This is a genomic window from uncultured Cellulomonas sp., assembly GCF_947494015.1.
Lineage (GTDB): Bacteria > Actinomycetota > Actinomycetes > Actinomycetales > Cellulomonadaceae > Pengzhenrongella.
In genome coordinates this window covers 363,895-387,167 of record NZ_CANLTL010000001.1, presented here as the reverse complement: position 1 = coordinate 387,167, position 23,273 = coordinate 363,895, and the positions used below count along the sequence as shown (strand labels likewise).

Here is a 23,273-nt window from a genome sequence, read left to right as displayed (position 1 = left end):
TCGCCGACGTCGACCGGCCCCGCCGTCGGTGCGGTACCGCCGCTCACTCCGAGCCGGCGAGCAACGGCGTGAGGGTCAGCTCGGGGATGGCGCGCTGCAGCGAGCTGAGCCGCCACCGGTCGGTGAGCAGGGCCAGCAGCGTGCCGTCGGCCCGCCGGGCCAGCTCGACACCGGTGCGCCCCGCGAGCCGGGCGGCGTCGTCGGCCCCGGCGTTCATCGCCAGCGTGAGGGTGAGGTGGTCGGTGCGCATGGGCGCGTTGAACTCGTGCGCCATCCGGAACTCGGCGACCTCGAACTGCAGCGGCCCGACGGCGGCGAGGATCGGCGAGGCGTCGCCCCGTGCCTCGGAGACCAGGACCTGGACGACGCCCTCCTGCTCGAGCTGGGCGATGCCCTTGCGGAACTGCTTGGAGCGCGCCGGGTCCGCGACGTGGGCGGTGATGAAGTGCTCCGGCGCGAACGTCGGCATCGGCGGGTACCGGACCGTCGGGCCGTCGGCGGCGTGCAGCGTGTCGCCCACGGCCAGCGCGGTCGCGTTGACCAGGCCGACGATGTCGCCGGGGTAGGCGGTGTCGACGACGTCGCGCGAGCGGCCGAACACCGACAGCGCGTACTTCGTCGCGAACGGCCGGCCGGTGGTGGCGTGGGTGGCGACCATGCCGCGCTGGAACTCCCCCGAGCACACCCGCAGGAACGCGAGGTGGTCGCGGTGGTTCGGGTCCATGCCCGCCTGCATCTTGAACACGAAGCCGCTGAAGGGCGCGTCGACCGGGCGCGGCGCGCCGTCCACGCCGGGCCGGGCCGAGGGGGCCGGGGCGATCTCGGCGATCGCGTCGAGGAGCTGGCGCACGCCGATGTTGGTCAGCGCGGCCCCGAACAGCAGCGGCGAGGTGCGTCCCGCACGGAACGAGTCGGTGTCCAGGGCCCCGAGCAGGGACGACGCCTCGAGGGCGTCGTCGACGTCGGCCGGGAACCGGTCCCGGGCGGCGTCCAGGGACAGGTGCTCCTCCTCGGCGAGCGTGGCGCCGCCGGGGGAGCGTCCGTAGAGGGTCACGCCGTGCTGCCGGGTGTCGAGCAGGCCGTGGAAGGTGCCGGCCTCACCGACGGGCCAGGTGATCGGCGTGGGGTGCAGGTCGATGCGCTGCTCGAGCTCGTCGCACAGCTCGAGCGCCTCGCGCCCCGGGCGGTCCCACTTGTTGATGAAGGTGATGACCGGGACCCCGCGCCGGCGGCAGACCTCGAACAGCTTGAGCGTCTGCGGCTCCAGGCCGCGGGCGGCGTCGAGCAGCATGACGGCGCAGTCCACGGCCGTCAGCACGCGGTAGGTGTCCTCGGAGAAGTCCGCGTGCCCGGGGGTGTCGAGCAGGTTGATGACGACGTCCTCGAACTCGAACTGCAGCGCCGCGGACGTGATCGAGATGCCGCGCTTCTGCTCCATCTCGAGCCAGTCCGACACGACGCCGGACCGGCCCTGCTTGCCGTGCACGGCGCCCGCCTCCCCGATCGCCCGGGCGTGCAGCGCGAGCGCCTCGGTGAGGGTGGACTTGCCGGCGTCGGGGTGGGAGATGACCGCGATGCTGCGGCGCCGGGCGGCCTGCGCGCCGACGACGGCTGGGGGCGCGGCGAGGTCGGTCATCGCCGCGACCCCGGCGTGCGCTGGTCGCGGCTTCGTGCGCGTGGGCGCCGGCGCGCGGCGGTGGGCGCGGGGTCGCGCGATCGGTCGTGCATGGTCCGAACCTACCGTCCCGTCAGGCACGGACCCGTCCGGGCCGGCACCGTGCGGGCCGGCCGACGGGCGTGCCCGCACCGGACGGCCACGCCCCGGGGGGCTGCGGGGACGGCCGACGGTCAGGCGATCGAGGTCAGCAGCTCGCCGCAGGCCTCCTCGCACGAGCGGCACGCCTCGGCGCAGACCCGGCAGTGCTCGTGCATGCCGGCGTGCTGCTCGCACTGGTCCCCGCACGCCCGGCACGCCGCGATGCAGGCCTCCAGGTGGGCGCGGGTGAGGTCGGCGTCGTAGCCGGTGTGGCGCGACAGGATGCGCGCGGTGGCGCCGCAGCTGTCGGCGCAGTCCAGGTTCGTGCGGATGCACGTGCGCAGGTCGGCGACCATCTCCTCGCTCAGGCAGGCGTCGGCGCACGCCGTACAGGCCTGCGAGCACGTGATCAGCGCGTCGATCGCGCGGGCCAGCAGCTCGCGGTCGAGGGTGATGTCGGCGGGATACGTCTGGATCATCGCGGCGGTCTTCATCTCGGTCCTTCGGGTCTCGGGCGGGCGGCCGCCCGGCGATCGGGCCCGGGGCGCACCGCACTGACCATTCGACGGTAAAGACCCGGCCATGGGTGTGCATCCCGGGGCGCGGCCCAGGGCCCGATCGGGCGCCGAGGCGAGCCCGCCGTGCGGACCGCGAGCCCCGGGGCGACGATCGATGCATGAGCGACACGAACCCCGAGCAGACCGCCCCGGACCCCACGACCGCCTACCCGCAGCCGCCGCAGCCGGAGCAGGAGCAGCCCGCCCCCGGCCTCGAGCAGGAGATGACGCCCCGGCCCGACCACGGCGAGGGGAGCTACGTCGGCCACGGCCGGCTCGAGGGCAGGGTCGCCGTCGTCACGGGGGCCGACTCCGGCATCGGCCGCGCGGTCGCGATCGCCTTCGCCCGCGAGGGGGCCGACGTCGTCCTGTCCTACCTGCCGCAGGAGGAGCCCGACGCGCAGGAGGTCGTGCGCCTCGTGGAGGAGGCCGGCCGGCGGGCGATCGCGGTCCCGGACGACCTGTCCACCGAGGACGCCAACGTCCGCCTCGTCCGCAGCGCCGTCGAGCAGCTCGGCCGCATCGACGTCCTGGTCGCGGTCGCGGGCAAGCAGGTCGCCGTCGAGAGCATCGCCGACCTCACCTCGGAGCAGTTCGACCTGACGTTCCGCACCAACGTGCACGCGCTCTTCTGGCTCACCAAGGCCGCCCTGCCGCACATGCCCCCGGGCAGCGCGATCATCACCACGTCCTCGATCCAGGCGTACAACCCGTCGCCGACGCTGCTCGACTACGCCTCGACCAAGGCGGCGATCAACACCTTCAGCAAGGCGCTCGCCCAGCAGGTCGCGCCGCAGGGCGTGCGGGTCAACGTGGTCGCGCCCGGACCGTTCTGGACGCCGCTGCAGGTCAGCGGCGGGCAGCCGACCGAGGCCCTGCCCGAGTTCGGCGCCCAGACCCCGCTGGGTCGTGCGGGCCAGCCGGCCGAGCTGGCGAGCACGTACGTCTACCTCGCCTCGCCCGAGTCGAGCTACACCACCGGGGCGACGGTGTCGGTGACCGGCGGGTCGCCGACCCCCTGACGCGCGGCACCGTCGTCACGGGTCACGGGTCACGGGTCACGGGTCGTGGGTGACGGGTCGCGGGTGAATCCGCTGGCAGGCGGGTGAAGACCGTCGCGACGACGGGACGCGGGGCGGGCGCGCCGCACTAGCCTCGGCGCGCCCGCCCCAGCCGTGGCGGCTCCTGCCACGAGAGGTCCGCCCGTGTCCCGCTCCACCCGCCTCGCCGCCGTCGGCGTGCTCGCGTCCACCGCCCTGCTGGTCACCGGCTGCTCCCTGATGGGCGGCGTCGAGCCCGAGCGGGACGAGGAGACCGGCGAGATCACCGAGGCGGTCGAGGCGGACGCGTTCGCCATCCGCGTCGGCGACTGCCTGGACTACTCCGACGAGGCCCCCGCCGAGGAGGGCGCGGACGAGCTCGAGGAAGTCAGCTCGGTGCCGACCGTGCCGTGCGGCGAGGCGCACGACAGCGAGGTGTACGCCTCGCACCAGCTCGACGGCGACGAGTACCCCGGCGACGACGCCATCGTGGCCAGCGCCGACGACATGTGCTTCGCCGACTTCCAGCCGTTCGTCGGGACGGCGTACGAGGAGTCCACGCTGGACTTCACCTACCTGGCCCCGACGTCGCAGAGCTGGGAGCTCGGCGACGACCGCGAGGTGCTGTGCATCGTCACCGACCCGCAGGGCGGGGTCACCGGCACGCTGGAGGGTGTGCAGCACTGAGCCGGCCCGGCGGGCGACGCCGGATTGGGACCGGACCGGGGCGCCGTGATGCGATGGGTCCATGCAGACCCCCGAGGCCACCACGGTGCGGCGTGCGTTCGTGACGGTCGCCGTCGTGGAGGCGATCACCTGGGCCGGCCTGCTCGTCGGCATGTACCTCAAGCACGTGACCGGGACCACCGAGGCGGGCGTGTGGTTGTTCGGCCGCCTGCACGGTGCGGCGTTCGTGCTGTACGTGGTCACCACGGTGCTCGCGGCGCGGGTGCTGCGGTGGTCGCCCCTGGTGACCCTGGTCGCGCTGGCGGCCAGCGTCCCGCCGCTGGCCACCCTGCTGTTCGAGGTGGCGGCGCGCCGGCGTGGGCTGCTGCTCGGTCGACCGGCGCCCGCGCCGGCCGCCGTGGGGATCGGCTGACCGGTCGGCCGACGCGGTCCCCGACCGGGAGTCAGCCCGGGCGGCCCGCGGCCGTCAGCGGCCGGGGGTGCTCGGGCAGCTGTGCCGACACCTCGGAGCAGGGCGCCCGGAGCAGGGTGAGCGTGGCCCACCCGCCGGCCAGCAGCCCGGCGTCGGAGTCCGGGTCCCGGCCGCGGTCCGGCTCGACGAACCGGACGGTGTGCCGGCCCGCGTCGTCGGCGTCGACCGTCGTCTGGACGGCGCCGAACCTCGCGAGGGGTGCCGACCGCACCCCGCGGACACGGTCCACCGGCAGGTCGGGGACGTTCACGTTCAGCACGCCGTCCCCGGCCGGCCGGTCCAGCGCCCACGGCAGCGCATGGGCGGTGACCACGCCCGCGGTCGCCCAGTGCTGCGGGTCGGCGGAGTCGAGGGAGACCGCCAGGGCGCGCACGCCGAGCGACGCGGCGCACAGGGCCGCCCCCACGGTCCCGGAGTGCAGGACGGCGTTGCCGGTGTTCGCCCCGCGGTTGACCCCGGACAGCACCACGTCCGGGCGCGGCCCGAAGCCGCCGTCGGCCGCCAGGAGGGTCAGCAGCGCGGGGGTCGCGCCGACGGCCAGGGAGCGGACGCCGTCGGGGAGGCCGGGGCTCGGGAGCTCCTGCACGTCGAGCTGCCCGTCGCGCCCCACCCCGAACAGCGCCGCGCCCGCACCGGAGTGCTCCGTCGCCGGGGCCACGACGGTCACCTCCAGGCCGGCGTCCAGGGCCACCCGGGCGAGCACCGCCAGCCCCGGGGAGTCGATGCCGTCGTCGTTCGTGATCATGGCGCGCACGGTTCCTCCTGCGGACGTCGGTCGGTCGGCGTGCCGCCGCGGGCGGGGCCGACGCCCATCCTGTCCCGCTGCCCGGCCCGCGTGCCCGGCGAGCGCCGACGAGGACGACCGGCGGCGAGCACCGACGACGACCGGCGGCGAGCACCGACGACGACGACCGGCGACGATGACGACGGCGACGATGGCGCCCGGCGGTCCGCCGGGCCTACCGTCGCACTGACCCGTCGACCTGGAGGTTGTCATGCTCACTGCCGTGCTCAACGGAACCGTGCTGGCCGAGGCGTCGGAGGACGACGTCCTGCGCATCGAGGGCAACGTCTACTTCCCGCCCGCTGCCGTGCGCCGGGAGCTGCTCGAGGAGTCGCCCACCCCGTACACGTGCCCGTGGAAGGGCGAGTGCCAGTACTACTCCGTCCGAGAGGGCGACGCCGTCGTCCCCGATGCGGCGTGGGCGTATCCGCACCCGTACCCGTCGGCGTTCGACCGCGTCGGTGCGGACTTCAGCGGCTACGTCGCCTTCGACCGCGCGGTCCAGGTCGGCTGACGGCCGGCGCGCGGTGCTTCCGGGGCGCCCGGGGTCCGGACGGGCTTATTGATAATGAGTCGCAATCGCTGTTAGCGTCTCGTCGTCTGCTCGTCCCCCGCCCGGAAGGAGACGGCGCCGCCGTGCCCTCACGGGTCGAGGTGGCGCCCACACCGCCATGCCCACGCTCCTGCGTCGACCCCGCCCTCGAACCCACCCCCGACCCGTCCCGGCTCTCGGGCTCGCCGCCGCGCTGCTGGTCCTGACCGGGTGCGCCGGCGACCCCGCGACGACCTCGGCTGCGACGTCCAGCCCGGAGCCGTCCACCGACGCCACGCCCCGTCCGAGCGAGGCGGCCACCGTCAGCCCGCGGCTCGCGATCACCTACGACGGCGGGGTCCTCGTGCTGGACGCCACGACGCTGGAGACCGTCGGCGACCTCGAGCTCGACGGCTTCACCCGGCTCAACGGCGCGGGGGACGGTCGGCACCTGCTCATGTCCACGACCGGCGGGTTCAGGCTGCTGGACGCCGGCACCTGGGCCGAGACGCACGGGGACCACGCGCACTACTACACGCAGGCCCCGAGCCTGCCCGGCGTCGCGTTCGAGGCGCAGAAGCCCGGCCACGTCGTCGTCCACGACGGGCGCACCGTGCTCTTCGACGACGGCACCGGCGAGGTGCACGCGTTCGACTCGGCGGCCGTCGCGGAGGACGACCATCGCCAGTCGCGCGAGTACCGGACGCCGTCCGCGCACCACGGCGTGGCGATCGAGCTCGCCGACGGCACCCTCGTGGTCTCGCACGGCACCGAGGACGCGCGCACCGGCATCCGGGTGCTGGACTCCGGCGATGCCGAGATCGCCGCGTCGGACGAGTGCCCCGGCGTCCACGGCGAGGCGGTCGCCGCCGACGACGCCGTCGTCATCGGCTGCGAGGACGGTGCCCTGGTGTGGGCCGGTGGTGCGATCACGAAGGTCGCCAGCCCGGACGCGTACGGACGGATCGGCAACCAGGCCGGCTCCGACGTGTCCCCGGTCGTGCTGGGGGACTACAAGTCCGACCCCGACGTCGAGCTCGAGCGCCCCACCCGGGTGTCGCTCATCGACGCCCGCACCGGAGGGCTGACGCTCGTCGACCTGCCGGCCAGCTACAGCTTCCGCTCGCTCGGGCGCGGCGACGCCGGCGAGGCGCTGGTGCTGGGCACCGACGGCGCGCTGCACGTGGTCGACCCCGAGACGGCCGCGCTGGTCCGCTCCGTGCCGGTGATCGACGCGTGGGAGGAGCCGCTGCAGTGGCAGGCGCCGCGCCCCACGCTGTTCGTGCTGGACGGGACCGCCTACGTCACCGACCCGAGCACCGACACCCTGCACGCGGTCGACGTCGAGACCGGTGAGATCTGGAACAGCGTCCAGCTCCCCGTCACGCCGAACGAGCTCGACGGCGTCTCCGGGGAGGCGGCGGCCGAGCACGCCCACGCCCACGACGAGACCCACGACGACGAGACCCACGACGACGGGCAGGCCGGCTGACCGGACGTCCGTCGGCCCCGGCGGATCACCTCTCCGGCGAGGTCGCCGTGCCCGTGTCCGCACCGGCATCCGCCTGCGTCGCGCGCGCGGCGCAGGCGGAGCAGGTGCCGAACAGCTCGAGCGTGTGCTCGATGTCGGCGAACCCGTGCCGCGTCCCCACCGCCGTCGCCCACGCCTCGACGCTCGGGCCCTCGATCTCCACCGTGGCGCCGCACGACCGGCACACGAGGTGGTGGTGGTGGGTGCGCTGCTCGCACCGGCGGTAGATCGCCTCGCCGCCCGCGCCGCGCAGGACGTCGACCTCCCCGTCCTCGGCCAGGGACTGCAGCGTGCGGTACACCGTGGCCAGGCCCGTGCGGTCCCCGCGGGCGACCAGCAGCTCGTGCAGCTGCTGTGCGCTGCGGAAGTCGTCGACGTCGCCGAGCAGCGCGCTGATCGCCGTCCGCTGGCGGGTCACCCGCTGGACCGTCATCGCACCGGCGTCCCGCCCGCGCCCGCCGTCGCGTCGGTGGACCGGTCGCCGTCGCCGGCGTCGGTGAGCCCCAGGTCGTCCACGAGCACGGCCTGCCCGGTGGTCAGCGACCGGTTGGCGGCGATGCCGACGGACACGGCGCGGACGCCGTCGCGCAGACCGGCCGCCCGGCCCAGCGGGTCGTCGCCGAGGCGCAGGTCCCGGCGGAAGACGTCCTTGAGCAGGATGGCGTCGCCGCCGCCGTGCCCGCCGATGCCGTCCGGGATCGGCACCCGCTCCGCGCGGTGCCAGTGCCGCTGGACGACGAGCGTGTCGCCCTCGGGGCGCAGGTCGTCCACCGGCGAGCCGCCGGGCACCGCGGACGGGTCGAGCACCACCTTGCCGTCGGCGTCCACCTCGACGAACCCGCGCTCGACCACCTCGAGCTCGGCGCGCCCGTGGGTGCCGTTGACGGTGACCCGGTACCCCTCCCAGGGTGCGTGGGCGTTGAGGGAGTAGGTCAGCGTCGCGCCCCGCCGGTAGTCCACGAGCACCGACATGTTGTCCTCGATCGTGATGCCCGGGGTGAACACGTCGCGGTCGCGCAGGTAGCCGTCGTGCTGCTCGGAGGCCAGGTACAGCGCCTCCAGGCGCGGGTCGGACCGCAGGTCCAGCGCGAACGGGTCGCCCTCCACCCCGGTGCCGCGCTCGGGACGCGGCCCGAGGCCACGGTCGGCCGCGTTGGTGTCGCCGTAGAACCGCAGCGCGCCGGAGGCGTACACCCGGACCGGGTCGTCGCCCAGCCACCAGTTGACGAGGTCGAAGTGGTGGCTCGACTTGTGCACGAGCAGGCCGCCGGAGTTGGCCTTGTCCCGGTGCCAGCGGCGGAAGTAGTCCGCGCCGTGGACGGTGTCCAGGGCCCACTCGAAGTGGACGCTGGTGACCTCGCCGATCGCGCCGGACGCGATCACCTGGCGCAGGGTCGAGTTGCGGGGGGCGTAGCGGTAGTTGAACGTCATCACCAGGTCGCGACCGGTGTCGCCGACCGCCCGGGTGATCCGGCGGCACCCCTCGACGTCGGTCGTCAGCGGCTTCTCCACGACGACGTCCGCACCGGCGCGCATCGCCCGGTCGACGAGCTCGGCGTGGGTGCGGTCCAGGCTGGTGATGACGACGACGTCCACCGACTGCTCGGCGATCATCGCCTCGAGCCCGTCCGGGGTGTACCGGGGCAGCCCCGCCGGCCCGTCCAGGCCCAGCGCGCGCCCGACCTGCGCGTCGTAGAAGTCGATGCGGCCCGGGTTGGGGTCGAGCCACGCGACGAGCTCGCCGACGTCGGCGTGCTCGCCGGTCAGCGCGGCGACGTACATCCCGGCCCGGTGCCCGGTCCCGGCGACCGCGTACCGGCGCCGCGGGCGGTCCGTCGGCACGGGGGCGAAGTCCGGCACCACGCCGCTGCCCGCGTGCGCACTCGTGCTCGACGCCGGCTGGGGGGCGGTCGGGTTCTGGTCGACAGGGCTGTGCTGCGTCATGACACTTCCTCGTGCTCGCGCTGGGTCGTGGGCCGGCCTCGGGCACGGGCGTGCGCAGGCCGCGGGGTCCATTGTCAGGCCGCGGCCCGCGGCCCGCCGACCGGTCCACTGCGCCGGTCCTGCCCCGCGGTGAGCCGGCCCCGCGGTGAGCCGGCCCCGCGGCGGGCCGGTCATGGGGCCGGCCTCAGATCAGCGCGTCGAGGACGTCACCGTCGAGCACGTGCTCGATGGCCATCGTGCTGGCGCCGAGGATGCCGGCCCGGCTGCCGGTCCGGCTGGTGACGATGCGCAGGTGCTGGGTCGCCAGCGGCAGCGACCGGCGGTAGACGACCTCGCGGATCCCGGCCAGCAGGTGCTCGCCGGCCTCGGCGACGATGCCGCCGACCACGATCACCGACGGGTTGAGCATGCTCACGCAGGCCGCGAGCACCTCCCCGAGCGCCCGGCCGGCGTCGCGGACCGCGGCGGTGGCCGCCAGGTCCCCGGCCCGCACCAGTGCGACCACGTCCGCGCTCGACCCCGCCGGGACGCCCGCCGCGGTCAGCTGGGCCGCGATCGCGCGCCCGCTGGCCAGCGCCTCGAGGCACCCGGTGTTGCCGCAGCGGCACAGCACGTCGCCACCTCCGGTGACGGCGACGTGGCCCAGGTCGCCGGCCGCACCCTGCGCGCCCCGGCGGATGCTGCCGTCGCTGACGATGCCGGCGCCGATGCCGGTCGCCACCTTGACGAACAGCAGGTGGTCGACGTCGGGGAAGGACGCGGCGTGCTCGCCGAGGGCCATGATGTTGACGTCGTTGTCGACCAGCACCGGCACCGGGCCCAGGTGGGCCTGGAGCCGGCCGGCGACGTCGGCGTCGTCCCAGCCGGGCATGATCGGCGGGTTGGTGGGGCGGCCGGTCCCGTGGTCGACAGGCCCCGGCAGGCCCACGCCCGCACCGACGAGCTCGCGCCGCGAGCGCCCCGCCTCGACCAGGAGCCCCTCGGCCACGGTGGCGACGCGGGACAGCACCGCGGACGGCCCGTCGGCGATCGAGATGACCTCGAGGTGCTCGGCCAGGACGGTCGAGGCCAGGTCGGTGACGGCGACGTTCGCGTGCGTGGCGCCGAGGTCGACCGCCAGGACGACGCGGGCCGCGGGGTTGAAGGCGAACGTCGCCGGCGGGCGTCCGCCGGTGGAGACCGCCTCGCCCGTGGGGGCGACCAGCCCGGCGGAGAGCAGCTGGTCGACGCGCATCGCCACGGTGGAGCGCGCCTGGCCGGAGATGCTCGCCAGCTCGGCGCGTGTGCGGGGCCGCCCGTCGCGCAGCAGCTGCAGCGTGGCGCTGAGGTCCCCGAGCCGGGTCACGTTCGCGGGCATGGCCGGAGTCAACCACAAACGTCGGCCTCCACTCAGATGATGACAATGAATCATCGACTTTTGCTTGACTCTCGACAGAACCTCTGCCACGTTGCTCGGCATGGTCAATGACGACTCGGGGAGCGCGGTCCCCACCGGATCCGCCGCCCCCGCCGGCCCGTCCGGCGCGGCGGGCGACGAGGGCCCGCTGCTGCAGGTCCGCGGCATCGTGAAGCACTTCGGTGCGGTGCGGGCCTTGGACGGCGTCGACCTGGACGTGCGCCCGGGCGAGGTGCACTGCCTGCTGGGCCAGAACGGCGCAGGCAAGTCCACGCTGATCAAGGTGCTCGCCGGCGCGCACCGGCCGGACGCCGGCGCCGTCGAGTGGCAGGGCCGGCCGGTCAGCCTGACGTCCCCGGTCGCGGCGCTGCAGACCGGCATCGCGACGATGTACCAGGAGCTCGACGTCGTCGACGGCCTGACCGTCGCCGAGAACATCTACCTCGGCCACGAGCTGGCCAGTGGCGGCGTGACCCGGCGGCGGGAGGCGCACGCCCGGACCCGCGAGCTGCTGACCCGGCTGGGGCACGGGGACATCCCCCCGCAGCGCGAGGTCGGGCACCTGCCCGCGGCCGGCAAGCAGATCGTCAGCATGGCCCGCGCGCTGTCCCACGACGCCCGCCTGATCGTGATGGACGAGCCGTCGGCGGTGCTGGACTCCGAGGAGGTCGCCAACCTGTTCCGCGTCGTGCGGGACCTGACCGCGTCGGGCGTCGCGGTGCTGTACATCTCCCACCGGCTCGAGGAGATCCGCCAGATCGGCGACCGCATCACCGTCCTGAAGGACGGCACGACGGTCGCGACCGGCCTGCCCGCCGCCTCGACCCCGACCCCCGAGCTCATCCGCCTCATGACGGGTCGGTCCGTCGAGCAGGTGTTCCCCGCCCGCCGGGCGGTCGCCGCCGACGCCGCCCCGCTGCTGGAGGTCGAGGGCCTGACCCTGCGCGGCGTCTTCGAGGACGTGAGCTTCACGGTCCGGCCCGGTGAGGTCGTCGGTCTGGCCGGGCTGGTCGGGTCGGGGCGCTCGGAGATCCTGGAGACCGTCTACGGCGCGCGGCGGGCGACCGCGGGCACCGTGCGGGTCGCCGGCACCACGCTGCGTCCGGGCTCGGTCTCGGCAGCGGTCGCCGCGGGCATCGGGCTGGCGCCCGAGGAGCGCAAGAGCCAGGGCCTGCTGCTGGACGAGCCGGTGTACCGCAACGTCACCCTGTCGACCTTCGGCCGGTTCGCCCGCGGCCCGGTCCTGGACGAGAAGGCAGAGCGGGCGGTCGCGCACGACCAGATCGCCGCCCTCGAGCTGCGACCGGCCGACCCCGACCGGCACGCCCGCACGCTGTCCGGCGGCAACCAGCAGAAGGTCATGCTCGCCCGCTGGCTCGTGCACGGCTGCCGCGTCCTGCTGCTCGACGAGCCCACCCGGGGCGTCGACGTCGGCGCCCGCGCCGAGATCTACGGGCTGATCCACGACCTCGCCGAGGCCGGCAACGCCGTCGTCGTCGTCTCCAGCGAGATCGACGAGGTCCTCGGCCTGGCCGACCGCGTCCTCGTCATCGCCGACGGCCGCGTGCTGCACAGCGGCCCCGCAGACCAGATCGACGAGCACCGCGTGCTCGACCTCGTCATGGAAGGAAGTGCCGCATGAGCGAGCACCAGCCCCCCTCGCTGGCCACGGCCGGCAGCGTCCCGCCCGGCCCGGGGCCGGCGACGCCGCTCGAGCGGGGCGCCCCGGCCGGCACCGCGGGGGCCACGCCGGCCGGGCCGTCGGCGCCGTCGCGTCGGTGGGGTGGCGGCGGGGCGGGTCGCAACATCGGCCTGGTCGTCGCCCTCGCGGTGCTGTGCGTGGTCGGCTTCGCCACCGGCGGTGAGCGGTTCGCCAGCCTCGACAACGTCATGACGATCCTGCGGCTCGCCGCGGTCATCGGGGTGCTCAGCATCGGGATGACCTTCGTGATCACCGGCGGCGGCATCGACCTGTCGGTCGGCTCGCTGGTCGGTCTGACGTCGGTGTGGGCCAGCACGCTCGCCACGCAGACGATGGCGCAGGACACGCACTGGGCCGTGATGGTGTTCACCGCGCTCGCGGTCGGGACCGTGGCCGGCGTGGTCAACGGCGTCCTGGTCGCCTACGGCAAGGTCGTCGCCTTCATCGCGACCCTGGCGATGATGGTCGCGGCGCGCGGCCTCGCCGAGATCATCGCCAACCGCCAGACCCAGATCGTGGACGTCGACCCGTTCCTCGACGTCTTCCGGGCCGACATCCTGGGCGTCTCGGTGCTGGTGTGGATCTTCGCGCTGGTCGCCGTGGCCGGCTGGTTCCTGCTCAACCGGACCACCTTCGGCCGGCGCACGCTCGCCGTCGGCGGCAACCCCGAGGCAGCCCGGCTGGCCGGCATCAAGGTGCAGCGCCACACGGTCTCCCTGTACGCGCTCAGCGGCCTGACCGCCGGCATCGCCGGGGTCATGATGCTCGCGCGGACCACGTCCGGCTCGTCCACCCACGGCACGCTCATGGAGCTCGACGCCATCGCCGCCGTCGTCGTCGGGGGGACGCTGCTGGCCGGCGGCCGCGGCACCATCGTCGGCACCGTCTTCGGCGTGCTCATCTTCACCACCCTGACCAACGTCTTCGTCCAGAACAACCTGTCCACGTCGGCCCAGGGCGTCGCCAAGGGGCTGATCATCGTGGTCGCCGTCCTGCTCCAGCAGCAGCTCGCGGCCCGATCGCGACGCACCTGACGGGCCGGCGCCGCACCGACGCGGCGCCCTGGGGACCCCGTCCCCCGGGTGACGCCCGCACCCCCCGCCCCGCACCGCGCACCCCCGCACCCGCGCACACCCGCACCCGCGCACACCCGCACCCGCGTCCTGACACCCCCGAGCTCCGCTCGCGATCAAGGAGGATCACCATGTCCGCTCGTCCCACCCTGCGCCGCCGCTGGTGGACCACCGCCGGCGCCCTCGCCGCCGGCGCCGTCCTCGCCACGGGCTGCACGTCCAACACCCCGGCTCCCGAGGACGACGCGCCGGCCGCCGCGGCCGACACCGCGGTCGGTGGCGGGTCCAACGACGAGACCGGCGAGGACGTCGTCATCGGCTTCTCCGCCCCGGCCGCCGACCACGGCTGGATGGGGGCGATCACCTCGGCCGCGCGCGCCGAGGCGGAGAAGTACGACGACGTCGAGCTGCGCGTCGCCGAGGGCACCAACGACGTCAACCTGCAGATCTCGCAGGTCGAGCAGTTCATCAACGACGGCGTGGACGCGATCGTGCTGCTGCCGTTCGACGGTGCCGCGCTGACCGAGGTCGCGATCGAGGCCATGGAGGCGGGCATCACGGTCATCAACGTCGACCGCGAGTTCACCAGCCCGTTCGCGGCCCGCGCGACGGTGCTCGGCGACAACTACGGCATGGGCGTCTCGGCCGGCACCTACATCTGCGAGCAGGTCGGGGACAACCCGGACGCCGTCGTCGCCGAGATCGCCGGCATCGACTCGCTGCCGCTCACCCAGGACCGCAGCCAGGGCTTCGCCGACGCGCTCAGCGACTGCGGCCTGGACGTCGACAACCGCGTCGCGGCCGACTTCACGGTGCAGGGCGGTCAGCAGGCGGCGGCGAACCTGCTCCAGGCGGCCCCGCAGATCGACGCGCTGTGGAACCACGACGACGACCAGGGGGTCGGTGTGATGGCTGCGATCGACGAGGCCGGTCGCGACGAGTTCGTCATGGTTGGCGGCGCTGGCTCGAAGAACGTCATGGAGGCCATCCAGGCCGGTGACTCCGTGCTCCAGGCGACGGTCATCTACCCCTCCACGCAGGCCGCCGACGGGATCCGGCTGGCCCGCCTCGCGGTCCAGGACAAGGCGATGGACGATCTCGTCGAGGTCGAGATCCCGCGCACCATCCAGCTCTACGCACCCGTCGTCACCGCGGAGAACGTCGAGCAGTACCTGCCCACCGCGTTCGAGTCCTGACCGGCGGTGGGTCGGCCGACCCGCCCGGTCCACCCACCGGCGCACGCCCCCGGCCCATCCACCAGCCCCGACCCGACGACGTCGCGCGCACCACGAGAGAGAGACCGATGGCTGAGCAACAGGGCACCCGCCTGGGTGTCGGCATGGTGGGCTACGCCTTCATGGGGGCGGCCCACTCCCAGGCCTGGCGGGTGGCTCCCCACTTCTTCGACCTGCCGCTGGACCCGCAGATGGCCGTCGTCGCCGGCCGGAAGCCCGCCGGGGTCGAGGCCGCGGCCCGCAAGCTGGGCTGGGCGCAGACGGAGACGGACTGGCGCAAGCTCCTCGTCCGGGACGACGTCGACCTGATCGACATCTGCACGCCCGGTGACACGCACGCCGAGATCGCCGTCGCGGCGCTGGAGGCGGGCAAGCACGTGCTGTGCGAGAAGCCGCTGGCGAACACGGTGGCGGAGGCGGAGGCGATGACGGCGGCGGCGGAGCGCGCGGCGGCCTCCGGGGTCCGGGCGATGGTGGGGTTCACCTACCGGCGGGTGCCCGCGATCGCGCTCGCCCGCGAGCTGGTCGCGCAGGGACGGATCGGCACGGTGCGCCACGTGCGCGCCCAGTACCTGCAGGACTGGATCGCCGACGAGCAGGCGCCGCTGTCCTGGCGCCTGGACAAGCAGCGCGCCGGGTCCGGGGCGCTGGGGGACATCGGCGCGCACGTCGTCGACCTCGCCCAGCACATCACCGGCGAGCGCATCACCGGGGTGAGCGGCGTGCTGGAGACCTTCGTGCGCGAGCGTCCGGTCGCCGACGGCTTCTCCGGCCTGCACGGCACCGCGGGCAGCGCGCGGGGACCGGTCACGGTCGACGACGCCGCCCTGTTCACCGCACGCCTCGACGGCGGGGGACTGGCCACGTTCGAGGCCACCCGGTTCGCCTGGGGACGCAAGAACGCGATCCGGCTGGAGATCAACGGCTCGCGCGGCTCGCTCGCGTTCGACTTCGAGGACATGAACGTCCTGCACCTGTTCGACGCGGAGGAGGACCCGCAGACCGCCGGGTTCCGCCGGATCGTGGTCACCGAGCCCGGTCACCCGTACGTCGGGGCCTGGTGGCCGGCCGGCCACGGGCTCGGCTACGAGCACGCGTTCGTCCACCAGGTGGTGGACCTGGTCGGGGCGCTGGCGGCCGGACGGCAGCCCGAGCCCTCCTTCGCCGACGGCCTGCAGGTCCAGCGGGTGCTGGCCGCCGTCGAGCGCAGCGCCGCGCAGGCGAGCACCTGGACCCCTGTCGAGGACGTCCCCGAGAAGGCGTCCGAGAGCACCCCCGAGAGCACCCCCGAGAACGGAGCACGCTGAGATGGCCCGACCGATCACCCTGTTCACCGGCCAGTGGGCCGACCTGCCCTTCGAGGAGGTCGCGCGCCTCGCGTCCGAGTGGGGCTACGACGGCCTCGAGATCGCCTGCTGGGGCGATCACCTGGACCCGTGGCGTGGCGCGCAGGACGACGCGTACATCCGGGAGCGGCTCGACGTGCTCGAGCGGTACGGCCTGCAGGTGCACGCGATCTCCAACCACCTCAAGGGCCAGGCGGTCTGCGACGACCCCATCGACCAGCGGCACCGCGACATGCTGCCGGACCGCATCTGGGGCGACGGCGACGCCGAGGGCGTCCGGCAGCGGGCCGCCGAGGAGATGCAGATGACCGCGCGCACCGCGGCGCGCCTGGGGGTGAAGACCGTCGTGGGCTTCACCGGGTCGTCCATCTGGAAGTACGTCGCGATGTTCCCGCCGGTCTCCGCCGAGCTGGTCGACGCCGGCTACCGGGACTTCGCCGACCGGTGGAACCCGATCCTCGACGTGTTCGACGAGGTCGGGGTGCGGTTCGCGCACGAGGTGCACCCCAGCGAGATCGCCTACGACTACTGGACGACCGTGCGCACCCTCGAGGCGATCGGCCACCGCGAGGCGTTCGGCCTCAACTGGGACCCCAGCCACTTCATGTGGCAGGACCTGGACCCGGTGGGCTTCCTGCTGGACTTCTCGAAACGGATCTACCACGTGGACTGCAAGGACGTGAAGCGCCGGGTGGGCAACGGCCGCAACGGCCGGCTGGGCTCGCACCTGCCGTGGGCCGACCCCCGCCGCGGCTGGGACTTCGTCTCGACCGGGCACGGCGACGTCCCGTGGGAGGACAGCTTCCGGACGCTGAACGCGATCGGCTACGACGGACCGATCTCGGTGGAGTGGGAGGACGCCGGCATGGACCGCCTCGTGGGTGCGCCCGAGGCGCTCGCCTTCGTCCAGCGGCTCGCGTTCGACCCGCCGTCGGCCGCCTTCGACGCCGCCTTCAGCACCCGGTGAGCGCCGGCTGAGCGCCGCCTGAGCGGCGGCTGACCAGCCGTCGAGCGGCCGCTGAGCCAGTCGCCGAGCAGTCGGCGAGCGGGGCGTCGGGCGCCTGCCGGTGCCGCCCGCCGGGGGACGTGGTAGACCAGCGGCATCCGCCCGAGCCCGCCCGAGCCCAGGAGTTCCGATGGCTGCTGAGAGTCCGTCCACGGCTGAGCAGTTCCACACCGGCAGGGTGGTGATGCTGGCCGCGGTCGCGGCCCTCGGCGGATTCCTGTTCGGCTTCGACACCGCCGTCATCAACGGCGCGGTCGACGCCATCCGCGACGAGTTCGGGATGGGGCCCGGCCTGACCGGCTTCACCGTCTCCTCCGCGCTGCTCGGCTGCATCGTGGGTGCCTACATGGCCGGCCGGCTGGCCGACCGGATCGGGCGCATCCGGGTGATGGCGCTCGCGGCCCTGCTGTTCAGCGTCAGCGCGGTCGGCTCCGCCCTCGCGTTCGGTCCGGGCGACCTCATCCTCTGGCGGGTCGTCGGCGGCATCGGCGTCGGCGCGGCGTCCGTGATCGCGCCGGCGTACATCGCCGAGATCTCGCCGGCCGCGGTGCGCGGTCGGCTCGGGTCGCTCCAGCAGCTCGCGATCGTGACCGGCATCTTCGTCGCGCTGCTCTCCGACGCGCTGCTCGCCGGGATCGCCGGCGGGGCCGCCGAGGACCTGTGGCTGGGCCTGGAGGCCTGGCGGTGGATGTTCCTCGCCGAGCTCGTGCCCGCGATCGCGTACGGCGTGCTGTCGTTCCAGATCCCCGAGTCCCCCCGCTACCTGGTCGCCAAGGGCGAGCTCGAGCGCGCGCGCGACGTCCTCGGGCAGGTCCTCACGACGGGGGTGCGCGAGCGCATCGACGAGATCCGGCGGACCGTCCGGCAGGAGGCGCGCAGCTCGTTCGCGGACCTGCGCAAGCCCGGCGGTGGGCTGCTGCCGATCGTGTGGATCGGCATCGCGCTGTCGGTGTTCCAGCAGTTCGTGGGGATCAACGTCATCTTCTACTACTCCACGACGCTGTGGCGATCGGTCGGGTTCACCGAGGCGGACGCGCTCACCCAGACCGTCATCACGTCGGTCACCAACATCGTCGTGACGATCGTCGCGATCTCCCTCATCGACAGGATCGGCCGCCGCAAGCTGCTGCTGATCGGGTCGGCCGGCATGTTCGTCACCCTGGGGATCCTGGCCGTGGTGTTCGGCACCGCGGACCTGGTCGAGAACGCCGAGGGCGTCCTCGAGCCGACCCTGGGCGGCACCCAGGGCATCGTCGCGCTGCTCGCCGCCAACGGCTTCGTCGTGTTCTTCGGGATGTCCTGGGGGCCGGCGGTGTGGGTGCTCCTGGGGGAGATGTTCAACAACCGCATCCGCGGCACGGCGCTCGGGCTCGCGGCGGCCGCGCAGTGGCTGGCGAACTTCCTCATCTCCACCTCGTTCCCGGCCATGGCCGAGATCGGGCTGTCGTTCGCGTACGGCTTCTACACGACGTTCGCGCTGCTGTCCCTGCTCTTCGTCGCGAAGTTCGTGCCGGAGACCAAGGGACGACAGCTCGAGGACATGGAGTAGTCCGTGCCCGACCCGGCCGAGCAGGCAACCCCGGGGCCCGTCGCCGGCGCGGACGGTCCGCTGGTCTGCCTGACCTTCGACGACGGCCCGTCCGCGCACCGGCCCCGCACCCTGCAGATCCTGCGCGAGCTCGAGGTGCCGGCGGTGTTCTTCGACGTCGGGATGCGGGTGCGCGCCAACCCGGACCTGGTCCGGTTCGCGGCCGCGGAGGGCCACCAGGTCCTCAACCACACCGACACCCACCCCGCACTGACGTCGCTGACCCCGGTCGGGATGCGCGAGGAGATCCTCGGTGCGGGCCGCGCGCTGGAGGACGCCGGGGTCGAGGTCCCGTTCCGCGCCGTGCGGCCACCGATGACCGCCGTCGACGACGTGGTGCACGCGGTGATCCAGGTGCTCGACTACCTCGAGGTGGGCGGGACCATCAGCGCGCTGGACTGGCACCCCGGGACCACCGCCGAGGCCATCCGCGACAGCGTGCTGGCCCAGCTCGCGCCCGGCGGGGTGATCGTCCTGCACGACGGTCCGGCCGACACGGGCGCGGGGAGCGCGACCGTGGAGGCGCTGCCGGGCATCGTGGCCGGTGTCCGGGAGAGCGGGTACGGGTTCGGGCTGCTGGACGAGACCGGCGCGGTCGTCCCCGCGCGGTACGTCGCCAGCGGACAGCCCGTGCCCGAGCTGGCGGCGCCGGTCCCGTACCGGCCGCTGGTGGTGCCCGAGCCCGAACCGCCCGCGCCGTGGGTGCCGATGCCCTGAGCGACACCCGCCGACCTGCAGACCGGCCGACCCGCAGGTCCGCAGGTCCGGCGTGCGAGCAGACCGTTGCCCGCGCCAGGTTTAACGTTGCATACTGGCGCCGCCAGGGACGTCCCTCGCGGCCCGACGGTCCGCGTCCGCCGCGGTCACGCCCGGGTCCGCACCGAGGGTGGAAGGGGGCTGACACGGCGTGTCGCGTACGATGCTCAGCCGGCGGTGGTCGAGGGGCCCAGCCCGCGACGCCCGTGCCGGTGGGTGCGTGCCGCGGTGTCTGTCGAGCTGTCCCTCCGGTGACGAGGACGGACGATGACGGCGAGCGGTCTGAGCAGGTCGGGCAACGTGACGATGCACGACGTCGCCCGTGTCGCCGGGGTGTCGATCAAGACCGTCTCCAACGTCATCAACGGCTACCAGTACCTGCGCCCGGAGACCAAGGCCCGGGTGGAGGCGGCCATCGACGAGCTGGGCTACCAGGTCAACGTGGCCGCGCGGAACCTGCGGCAGGGCCGCACCGGCATGATCGCGCTCGCGGTGCCCGAGCTGCGGCTGCCGTACTTCGCCGAGCTGGCCGACTCGGTGATCCAGGCCGCGGAGCGCTCCGGCCTGCGGGTCCTCATCGAGCAGACGGGCGGGCGCCGCGACCGCGAGGTCGAGATCCTGTCCGGCTCGCTGCGCCACCTCGTGGACGGCGTCATCTTCTCCCCGCTGCGCCTGGGGGACGACGACCGTGAGCTGTTCGACGTCAGCTTCCCGCTGGTCCTGCTGGGCGAGTCGATCTTCGACACCGGGGTCGACCACGTCACGATGAGCAACGTCCAGGGCGCCGCCGCCGCCACGGCCCACCTGGTGGCCATCGGACGGACCCGGATCGCCGCGGTGGGCTCCCACCCGGGCGAGACCGTGGGGTCCGCGGCGCTGCGTCTGCAGGGGTACCGGCAGGCGCTCGAGGCGGCCGGCCTGCCCTACGACCCGGCACTGGTCGCCCCCGCCGACGCGTGGCACCGGTCCACCGGCGAGCAGGCGGTGCAGGGCCTGCTCGACGCCGGCGTCGCGTTCGACGCCGTGTTCGCCTTCAACGACGCGCTGGCGCACGGGACGCTGCACGCGCTGCACGCGTGGCAGCTCTCCGTCCCGGAGCAGGTCGCCGTGGTGGGGTTCGACGACATCGAGGAGTCGGCGTACTCGACGCCCACGCTCACCTCGATCGCGCCCGGACGCCAGGACATCGCCGACCGTGCCGTGCAGCTGCTGGTCGACCGTGCCGCCGGCGTGGCGCCGTCGGACGGTGCGCCCGCCCTGGTCGTGGCGCCGTACGAGCTGCACGTGCGGCAGTCCACCACGCCCATCGTGGCTTGAGGCGCGGCACCGCCGGGACGCCGTCCGGCGGTGCATTGACCGCCCGTGACGACGGGCTGTATCGTCCTACATCGTTGTCCTGCAACGATGTAGAGAACGACGTCCCCCGGGGGTGTGCCCGCCGATGCAGCCGTCGCGACCGCCCTCGTCCCACCGGTCGGTGCCCACCGTCCCGGCAGCCGTGGCCGTGCGTGGAGCGCCGTACCGGCACCGTGCCGCCGGGGTGGTCCCCGGACCACCCGAGCACCGCACCCCACCCTCCCCTCGTCCCCGCACCAGCTCCCTGGAGGCTTGAGCACATGCAGCAGGCAAGAGTGTCGATCGACCCGGCGTTCGTCGTCGCCCCCGTCAACCGCCGGCTCTTCGGGTCGTTCGTCGAGCACATGGGCCGGTGCGTGTACACGGGCATCTTCGAGCCGGGTCACCCGACCGCCGACGACAACGGCTTCCGCGGCGACGTCCTGGACCTCGTCCGCGAGCTCGGCGTGACCACGGTGCGGTACCCCGGCGGCAACTTCGTCTCGGGGTACAAGTGGGAGGACGGCGTCGGGCCGGTCGAGGACCGCCCGACCCGGCTGGACCCGGCGTGGCGCACGATCGAGACCAATGCGTTCGGGCTCAACGAGTTCATGGAGTGGGCCAAGAAGGCCGACATCGAGCCGATGATGGCGATGAACCTGGGCACCCGCGGGCTGCAGGAGGCCATCGACCTGCTCGAGTACGCCAACCACCCCCAGGGGACGCACCTGTCGGACCTGCGCATCGAGCACGGGGCGAAGGAGCCGCACGACATCCGGATGTGGTGCCTGGGCAACGAGATGGACGGCCCGTGGCAGCTGGGCCACAAGACGGCCGAGGAGTACGGCCGGCTGGCGGCCGAGACCGCGCGGGCGATGCGCCAGTTCGACAAGGACCTCGAGCTCGTCGCGTGCGGTTCCTCGAGCCGCGTGATGCCGACCTTCGGCGCCTGGGAGGCGACCGTCCTGGAGCACACCTACGACGTCGTCGACTACATCTCCGCGCACGCCTACTACCAGCTGCACGGCGACGACCACGCGAGCTTCCTGGCGTCCTCGGTCGACATGGACCGCTTCATCCACCAGGTCGTCGCGACCGCCGACCACGTCGGTGCCCGCCTGCAGTCGGACAAGAAGATCAACATCTCGTTCGACGAGTGGAACGTCTGGTACCTCGAGGAGCTGCAGGCCGGCAACGGCGGGCTGCCGGAGGACTGGGTCGAGGCGCCGCGCACCAGCGAGGAGGCGTACACGGTCGTCGACGCCGTCGTCGTCGGGTCGCTGCTGATCACCCTGCTGCGGCACGCGGACCGCGTCACGTCGGCCTCCCAGGCCCAGCTCGTGAACACGATCAGCTCGATCCGGACCGAGCCGAACGGGCCGGCGTGGCGGCAGTCGATCTTCCACCCCTTCGCCCAGATGGCCAAGCACGCCCGGGGCCAGGTCCTGGACCTCCGGCTGGACGCGCCGACCCTGTCCACCGAGCGGTACGGCGACGTCCCGCTGCTGGACTCCGTGGCCACGTACGACGCCGAGGAGGGCCAGGTCGCCGTCTTCGTCGTCAACCGCGACCCGTCCCAGCCGGTGCAGCTGTCCACCTCGCTGCGGTCCTTCGACGGTGCCGAGCTCGTCGACGCGCTGCAGATCGCCGACGAGGACTACACCGCGGCGAACACCCAGGACGCCCCCGACCGCGTCGTCCCGCGCGCCTTCGAGGCGGCCCAGGTGACCGACGGCGTGCTGACCGCGGAGCTCGCACCCGCCTCCTGGACGATGTTCCTCATCAAGGTCGGCTGACCCCGGCCCGCCGTCCGGTCACCGTCGGGTGGCCGGACGGCGGCGTCCGGCCACCTGTGCCGGCCCCGGCTGCCGGTGCCGGCTGCCGGTGCCGGCTGCCGGCGCGGCGCGGACGGGGCGCGGCGTGCTACGCGGGGACGCCGAGCCGCTCGACCGCGGTCATCGCGCCTGACACCTCGACGGTGATGCGGAGCTCGCGCGCGGCCTCGTCCAGCGGCACGAGCGACAGCTTCTCGACATAGATGGGCTGGACGAAGCCGAACGACCCGGCCGGTGCGGACACCGTGAACCGGTAGCTGCGGTCCGTGCCCGCCCGCCGGTCGCGCACCAGCCGGGCGTCGAGGATCACCGTCTCGCCGCGCTGGACGAGGACCTCGCGGCTGCGCCCCCACGTCCCGGGCCGGGCGATGCGCAGCCCCGTCGGCTCCACCGCGATGTCGAGGATGCCGTGGTGGGGGCCGGTCCGGCGCCAGTTGGCGTAGCTGTCCTGCGTGACGACGGCCGCGGCCACGGCCGAGCCGACCCACAGGACCCACAGGGGCAGCCGGCGGCCGCCCAGCTCGAAGGTGCCCGTCGCGCCGCCGGCGAGCTCCACGGCCACGGCCACGAGGCTCGCGACGCCCCACAGCACCGACAGCACGGTGAGACCGAGCATCACCCGGTGCGCTCGTCGCCCGCCGCCGCTCCGGAACAACCCCGCCTTCACCTCGTGCACCGCCCACGCCCCTCGGCTCGTC

General features: G+C 73.9%; 21 protein-coding genes. 14 read left to right on the top strand and 7 right to left on the bottom strand.

Going from position 1 to position 23,273, the window contains the following annotated elements; all coding sequences use genetic code 11:
• Positions 1-43: 43 nt before the first annotated feature.
• Positions 44-1,636, bottom strand: a complete 1,593-nt coding sequence (locus Q0840_RS01730) for a peptide chain release factor 3 (protein ID WP_298455397.1) — start codon at positions 1,634-1,636, stop codon at positions 44-46.
• 212 nt (positions 1,637-1,848) lie between these two features.
• A complete protein-coding gene (locus Q0840_RS01725; RefSeq protein WP_298455394.1) occupies positions 1,849-2,250 on the bottom strand; it encodes a four-helix bundle copper-binding protein in 402 nt (133 codons plus the stop codon).
• A gap of 182 nt (positions 2,251-2,432) precedes the next feature.
• Between Q0840_RS01725 and Q0840_RS01720 the strand changes: the two genes are divergently transcribed.
• From Q0840_RS01720 to Q0840_RS01710, 3 genes are all read left to right on the top strand, one after another.
• Positions 2,433-3,335, top strand: coding sequence for an SDR family oxidoreductase (locus tag Q0840_RS01720; RefSeq protein ID WP_298455391.1), 903 nt, complete (start codon positions 2,433-2,435; stop codon positions 3,333-3,335).
• A 183-nt stretch (positions 3,336-3,518) separates the two neighbouring features.
• Complete coding sequence (locus tag Q0840_RS01715; protein WP_298455388.1) at positions 3,519-4,040, top strand: septum formation family protein; 522 nt, start codon at positions 3,519-3,521, stop codon at positions 4,038-4,040.
• Between the two features lie 61 nt (positions 4,041-4,101).
• Positions 4,102-4,452: a DUF3817 domain-containing protein gene (locus tag Q0840_RS01710; RefSeq protein ID WP_298455385.1), complete on the top strand. Its 351-nt coding sequence runs from the start codon at positions 4,102-4,104 to the stop codon at positions 4,450-4,452.
• 31 nt (positions 4,453-4,483) lie between these two features.
• Here Q0840_RS01710 and surE read toward each other — a convergent pair whose 3' ends face one another.
• Entirely contained in the window at positions 4,484-5,257 is a 774-nt protein-coding gene (gene surE, locus Q0840_RS01705) for a 5'/3'-nucleotidase SurE (RefSeq protein ID WP_298455382.1), read from the bottom strand.
• 250 nt (positions 5,258-5,507) lie between these two features.
• On the opposite strand from surE, the gene Q0840_RS01700 reads away from it, so the two are divergent.
• Both Q0840_RS01700 and aztD read left to right on the top strand, forming a co-directional pair.
• On the top strand, positions 5,508-5,810 hold the full coding sequence (locus Q0840_RS01700; RefSeq protein ID WP_298455379.1) for a DUF427 domain-containing protein: 303 nt from the start codon (positions 5,508-5,510) through the stop codon (positions 5,808-5,810).
• A gap of 157 nt (positions 5,811-5,967) precedes the next feature.
• Entirely contained in the window at positions 5,968-7,320 is a 1,353-nt protein-coding gene (aztD, locus tag Q0840_RS01695) for a zinc metallochaperone AztD (RefSeq protein ID WP_298455376.1), read from the top strand.
• 25 nt (positions 7,321-7,345) lie between these two features.
• Here the strand turns inward: aztD and Q0840_RS01690 are convergent, their stop codons facing one another.
• The 3 genes from Q0840_RS01690 to Q0840_RS01680 form a co-directional block, all read right to left on the bottom strand.
• Positions 7,346-7,792 carry a Fur family transcriptional regulator gene (locus Q0840_RS01690; RefSeq protein WP_298455372.1) on the bottom strand — a complete coding sequence of 149 codons (447 nt, stop codon included), beginning with the start codon at positions 7,790-7,792 and terminating at the stop codon, positions 7,346-7,348.
• A complete protein-coding gene (locus Q0840_RS01685; RefSeq protein ID WP_298455369.1) occupies positions 7,789-9,303 on the bottom strand; it encodes a Gfo/Idh/MocA family protein in 1,515 nt (504 codons plus the stop codon). Before Q0840_RS01685 ends, Q0840_RS01690 begins: the two co-directional genes overlap by 4 nt.
• A gap of 184 nt (positions 9,304-9,487) precedes the next feature.
• Positions 9,488-10,660, bottom strand: a complete 1,173-nt coding sequence (locus Q0840_RS01680; RefSeq protein WP_298455367.1) for an ROK family transcriptional regulator — start codon at positions 10,658-10,660, stop codon at positions 9,488-9,490.
• Between the two features lie 100 nt (positions 10,661-10,760).
• Here Q0840_RS01680 and Q0840_RS01675 point away from each other — a divergent pair, with 100 nt between their 5' ends.
• From Q0840_RS01675 to Q0840_RS01635, 9 genes are all read left to right on the top strand, one after another.
• Positions 10,761-12,341 carry a sugar ABC transporter ATP-binding protein gene (locus Q0840_RS01675; protein ID WP_298455365.1) on the top strand — a complete coding sequence of 527 codons (1,581 nt, stop codon included), beginning with the start codon at positions 10,761-10,763 and terminating at the stop codon, positions 12,339-12,341.
• Positions 12,338-13,435: an ABC transporter permease gene (locus Q0840_RS01670; RefSeq protein WP_298455363.1), complete on the top strand. Its 1,098-nt coding sequence runs from the start codon at positions 12,338-12,340 to the stop codon at positions 13,433-13,435. The genes Q0840_RS01675 and Q0840_RS01670 overlap by 4 nt, the downstream gene beginning before the upstream one ends.
• Before the next feature lie 170 nt (positions 13,436-13,605).
• Complete coding sequence (locus Q0840_RS01665; protein WP_298455361.1) at positions 13,606-14,670, top strand: substrate-binding domain-containing protein; 1,065 nt, start codon at positions 13,606-13,608, stop codon at positions 14,668-14,670.
• A 107-nt stretch (positions 14,671-14,777) separates the two neighbouring features.
• Positions 14,778-16,016 carry a Gfo/Idh/MocA family protein gene (locus tag Q0840_RS01660; RefSeq protein ID WP_298455359.1) on the top strand — a complete coding sequence of 413 codons (1,239 nt, stop codon included), beginning with the start codon at positions 14,778-14,780 and terminating at the stop codon, positions 16,014-16,016.
• Between the two features lies 1 nt (position 16,017).
• Entirely contained in the window at positions 16,018-17,022 is a 1,005-nt protein-coding gene (locus tag Q0840_RS01655; protein WP_298455356.1) for a sugar phosphate isomerase/epimerase, read from the top strand.
• Between the two features lie 169 nt (positions 17,023-17,191).
• Positions 17,192-18,610: a sugar porter family MFS transporter gene (locus Q0840_RS01650; RefSeq protein ID WP_298455354.1), complete on the top strand. Its 1,419-nt coding sequence runs from the start codon at positions 17,192-17,194 to the stop codon at positions 18,608-18,610.
• 3 nt (positions 18,611-18,613) lie between these two features.
• Positions 18,614-19,366, top strand: a complete 753-nt coding sequence (locus Q0840_RS01645; protein ID WP_298455351.1) for a polysaccharide deacetylase family protein — start codon at positions 18,614-18,616, stop codon at positions 19,364-19,366.
• A gap of 306 nt (positions 19,367-19,672) precedes the next feature.
• A complete protein-coding gene (locus tag Q0840_RS01640; protein ID WP_298455348.1) occupies positions 19,673-20,722 on the top strand; it encodes a LacI family DNA-binding transcriptional regulator in 1,050 nt (349 codons plus the stop codon).
• A 299-nt stretch (positions 20,723-21,021) separates the two neighbouring features.
• Entirely contained in the window at positions 21,022-22,536 is a 1,515-nt protein-coding gene (locus Q0840_RS01635; protein WP_298455345.1) for an alpha-N-arabinofuranosidase, read from the top strand.
• Between the two features lie 127 nt (positions 22,537-22,663).
• On the opposite strand, the gene Q0840_RS01630 is transcribed toward Q0840_RS01635, so the two are convergent.
• Positions 22,664-23,191, bottom strand: coding sequence for a hypothetical protein (locus Q0840_RS01630; protein WP_298455343.1), 528 nt, complete (start codon positions 23,189-23,191; stop codon positions 22,664-22,666).
• Positions 23,192-23,273 lie beyond the last annotated feature (82 nt).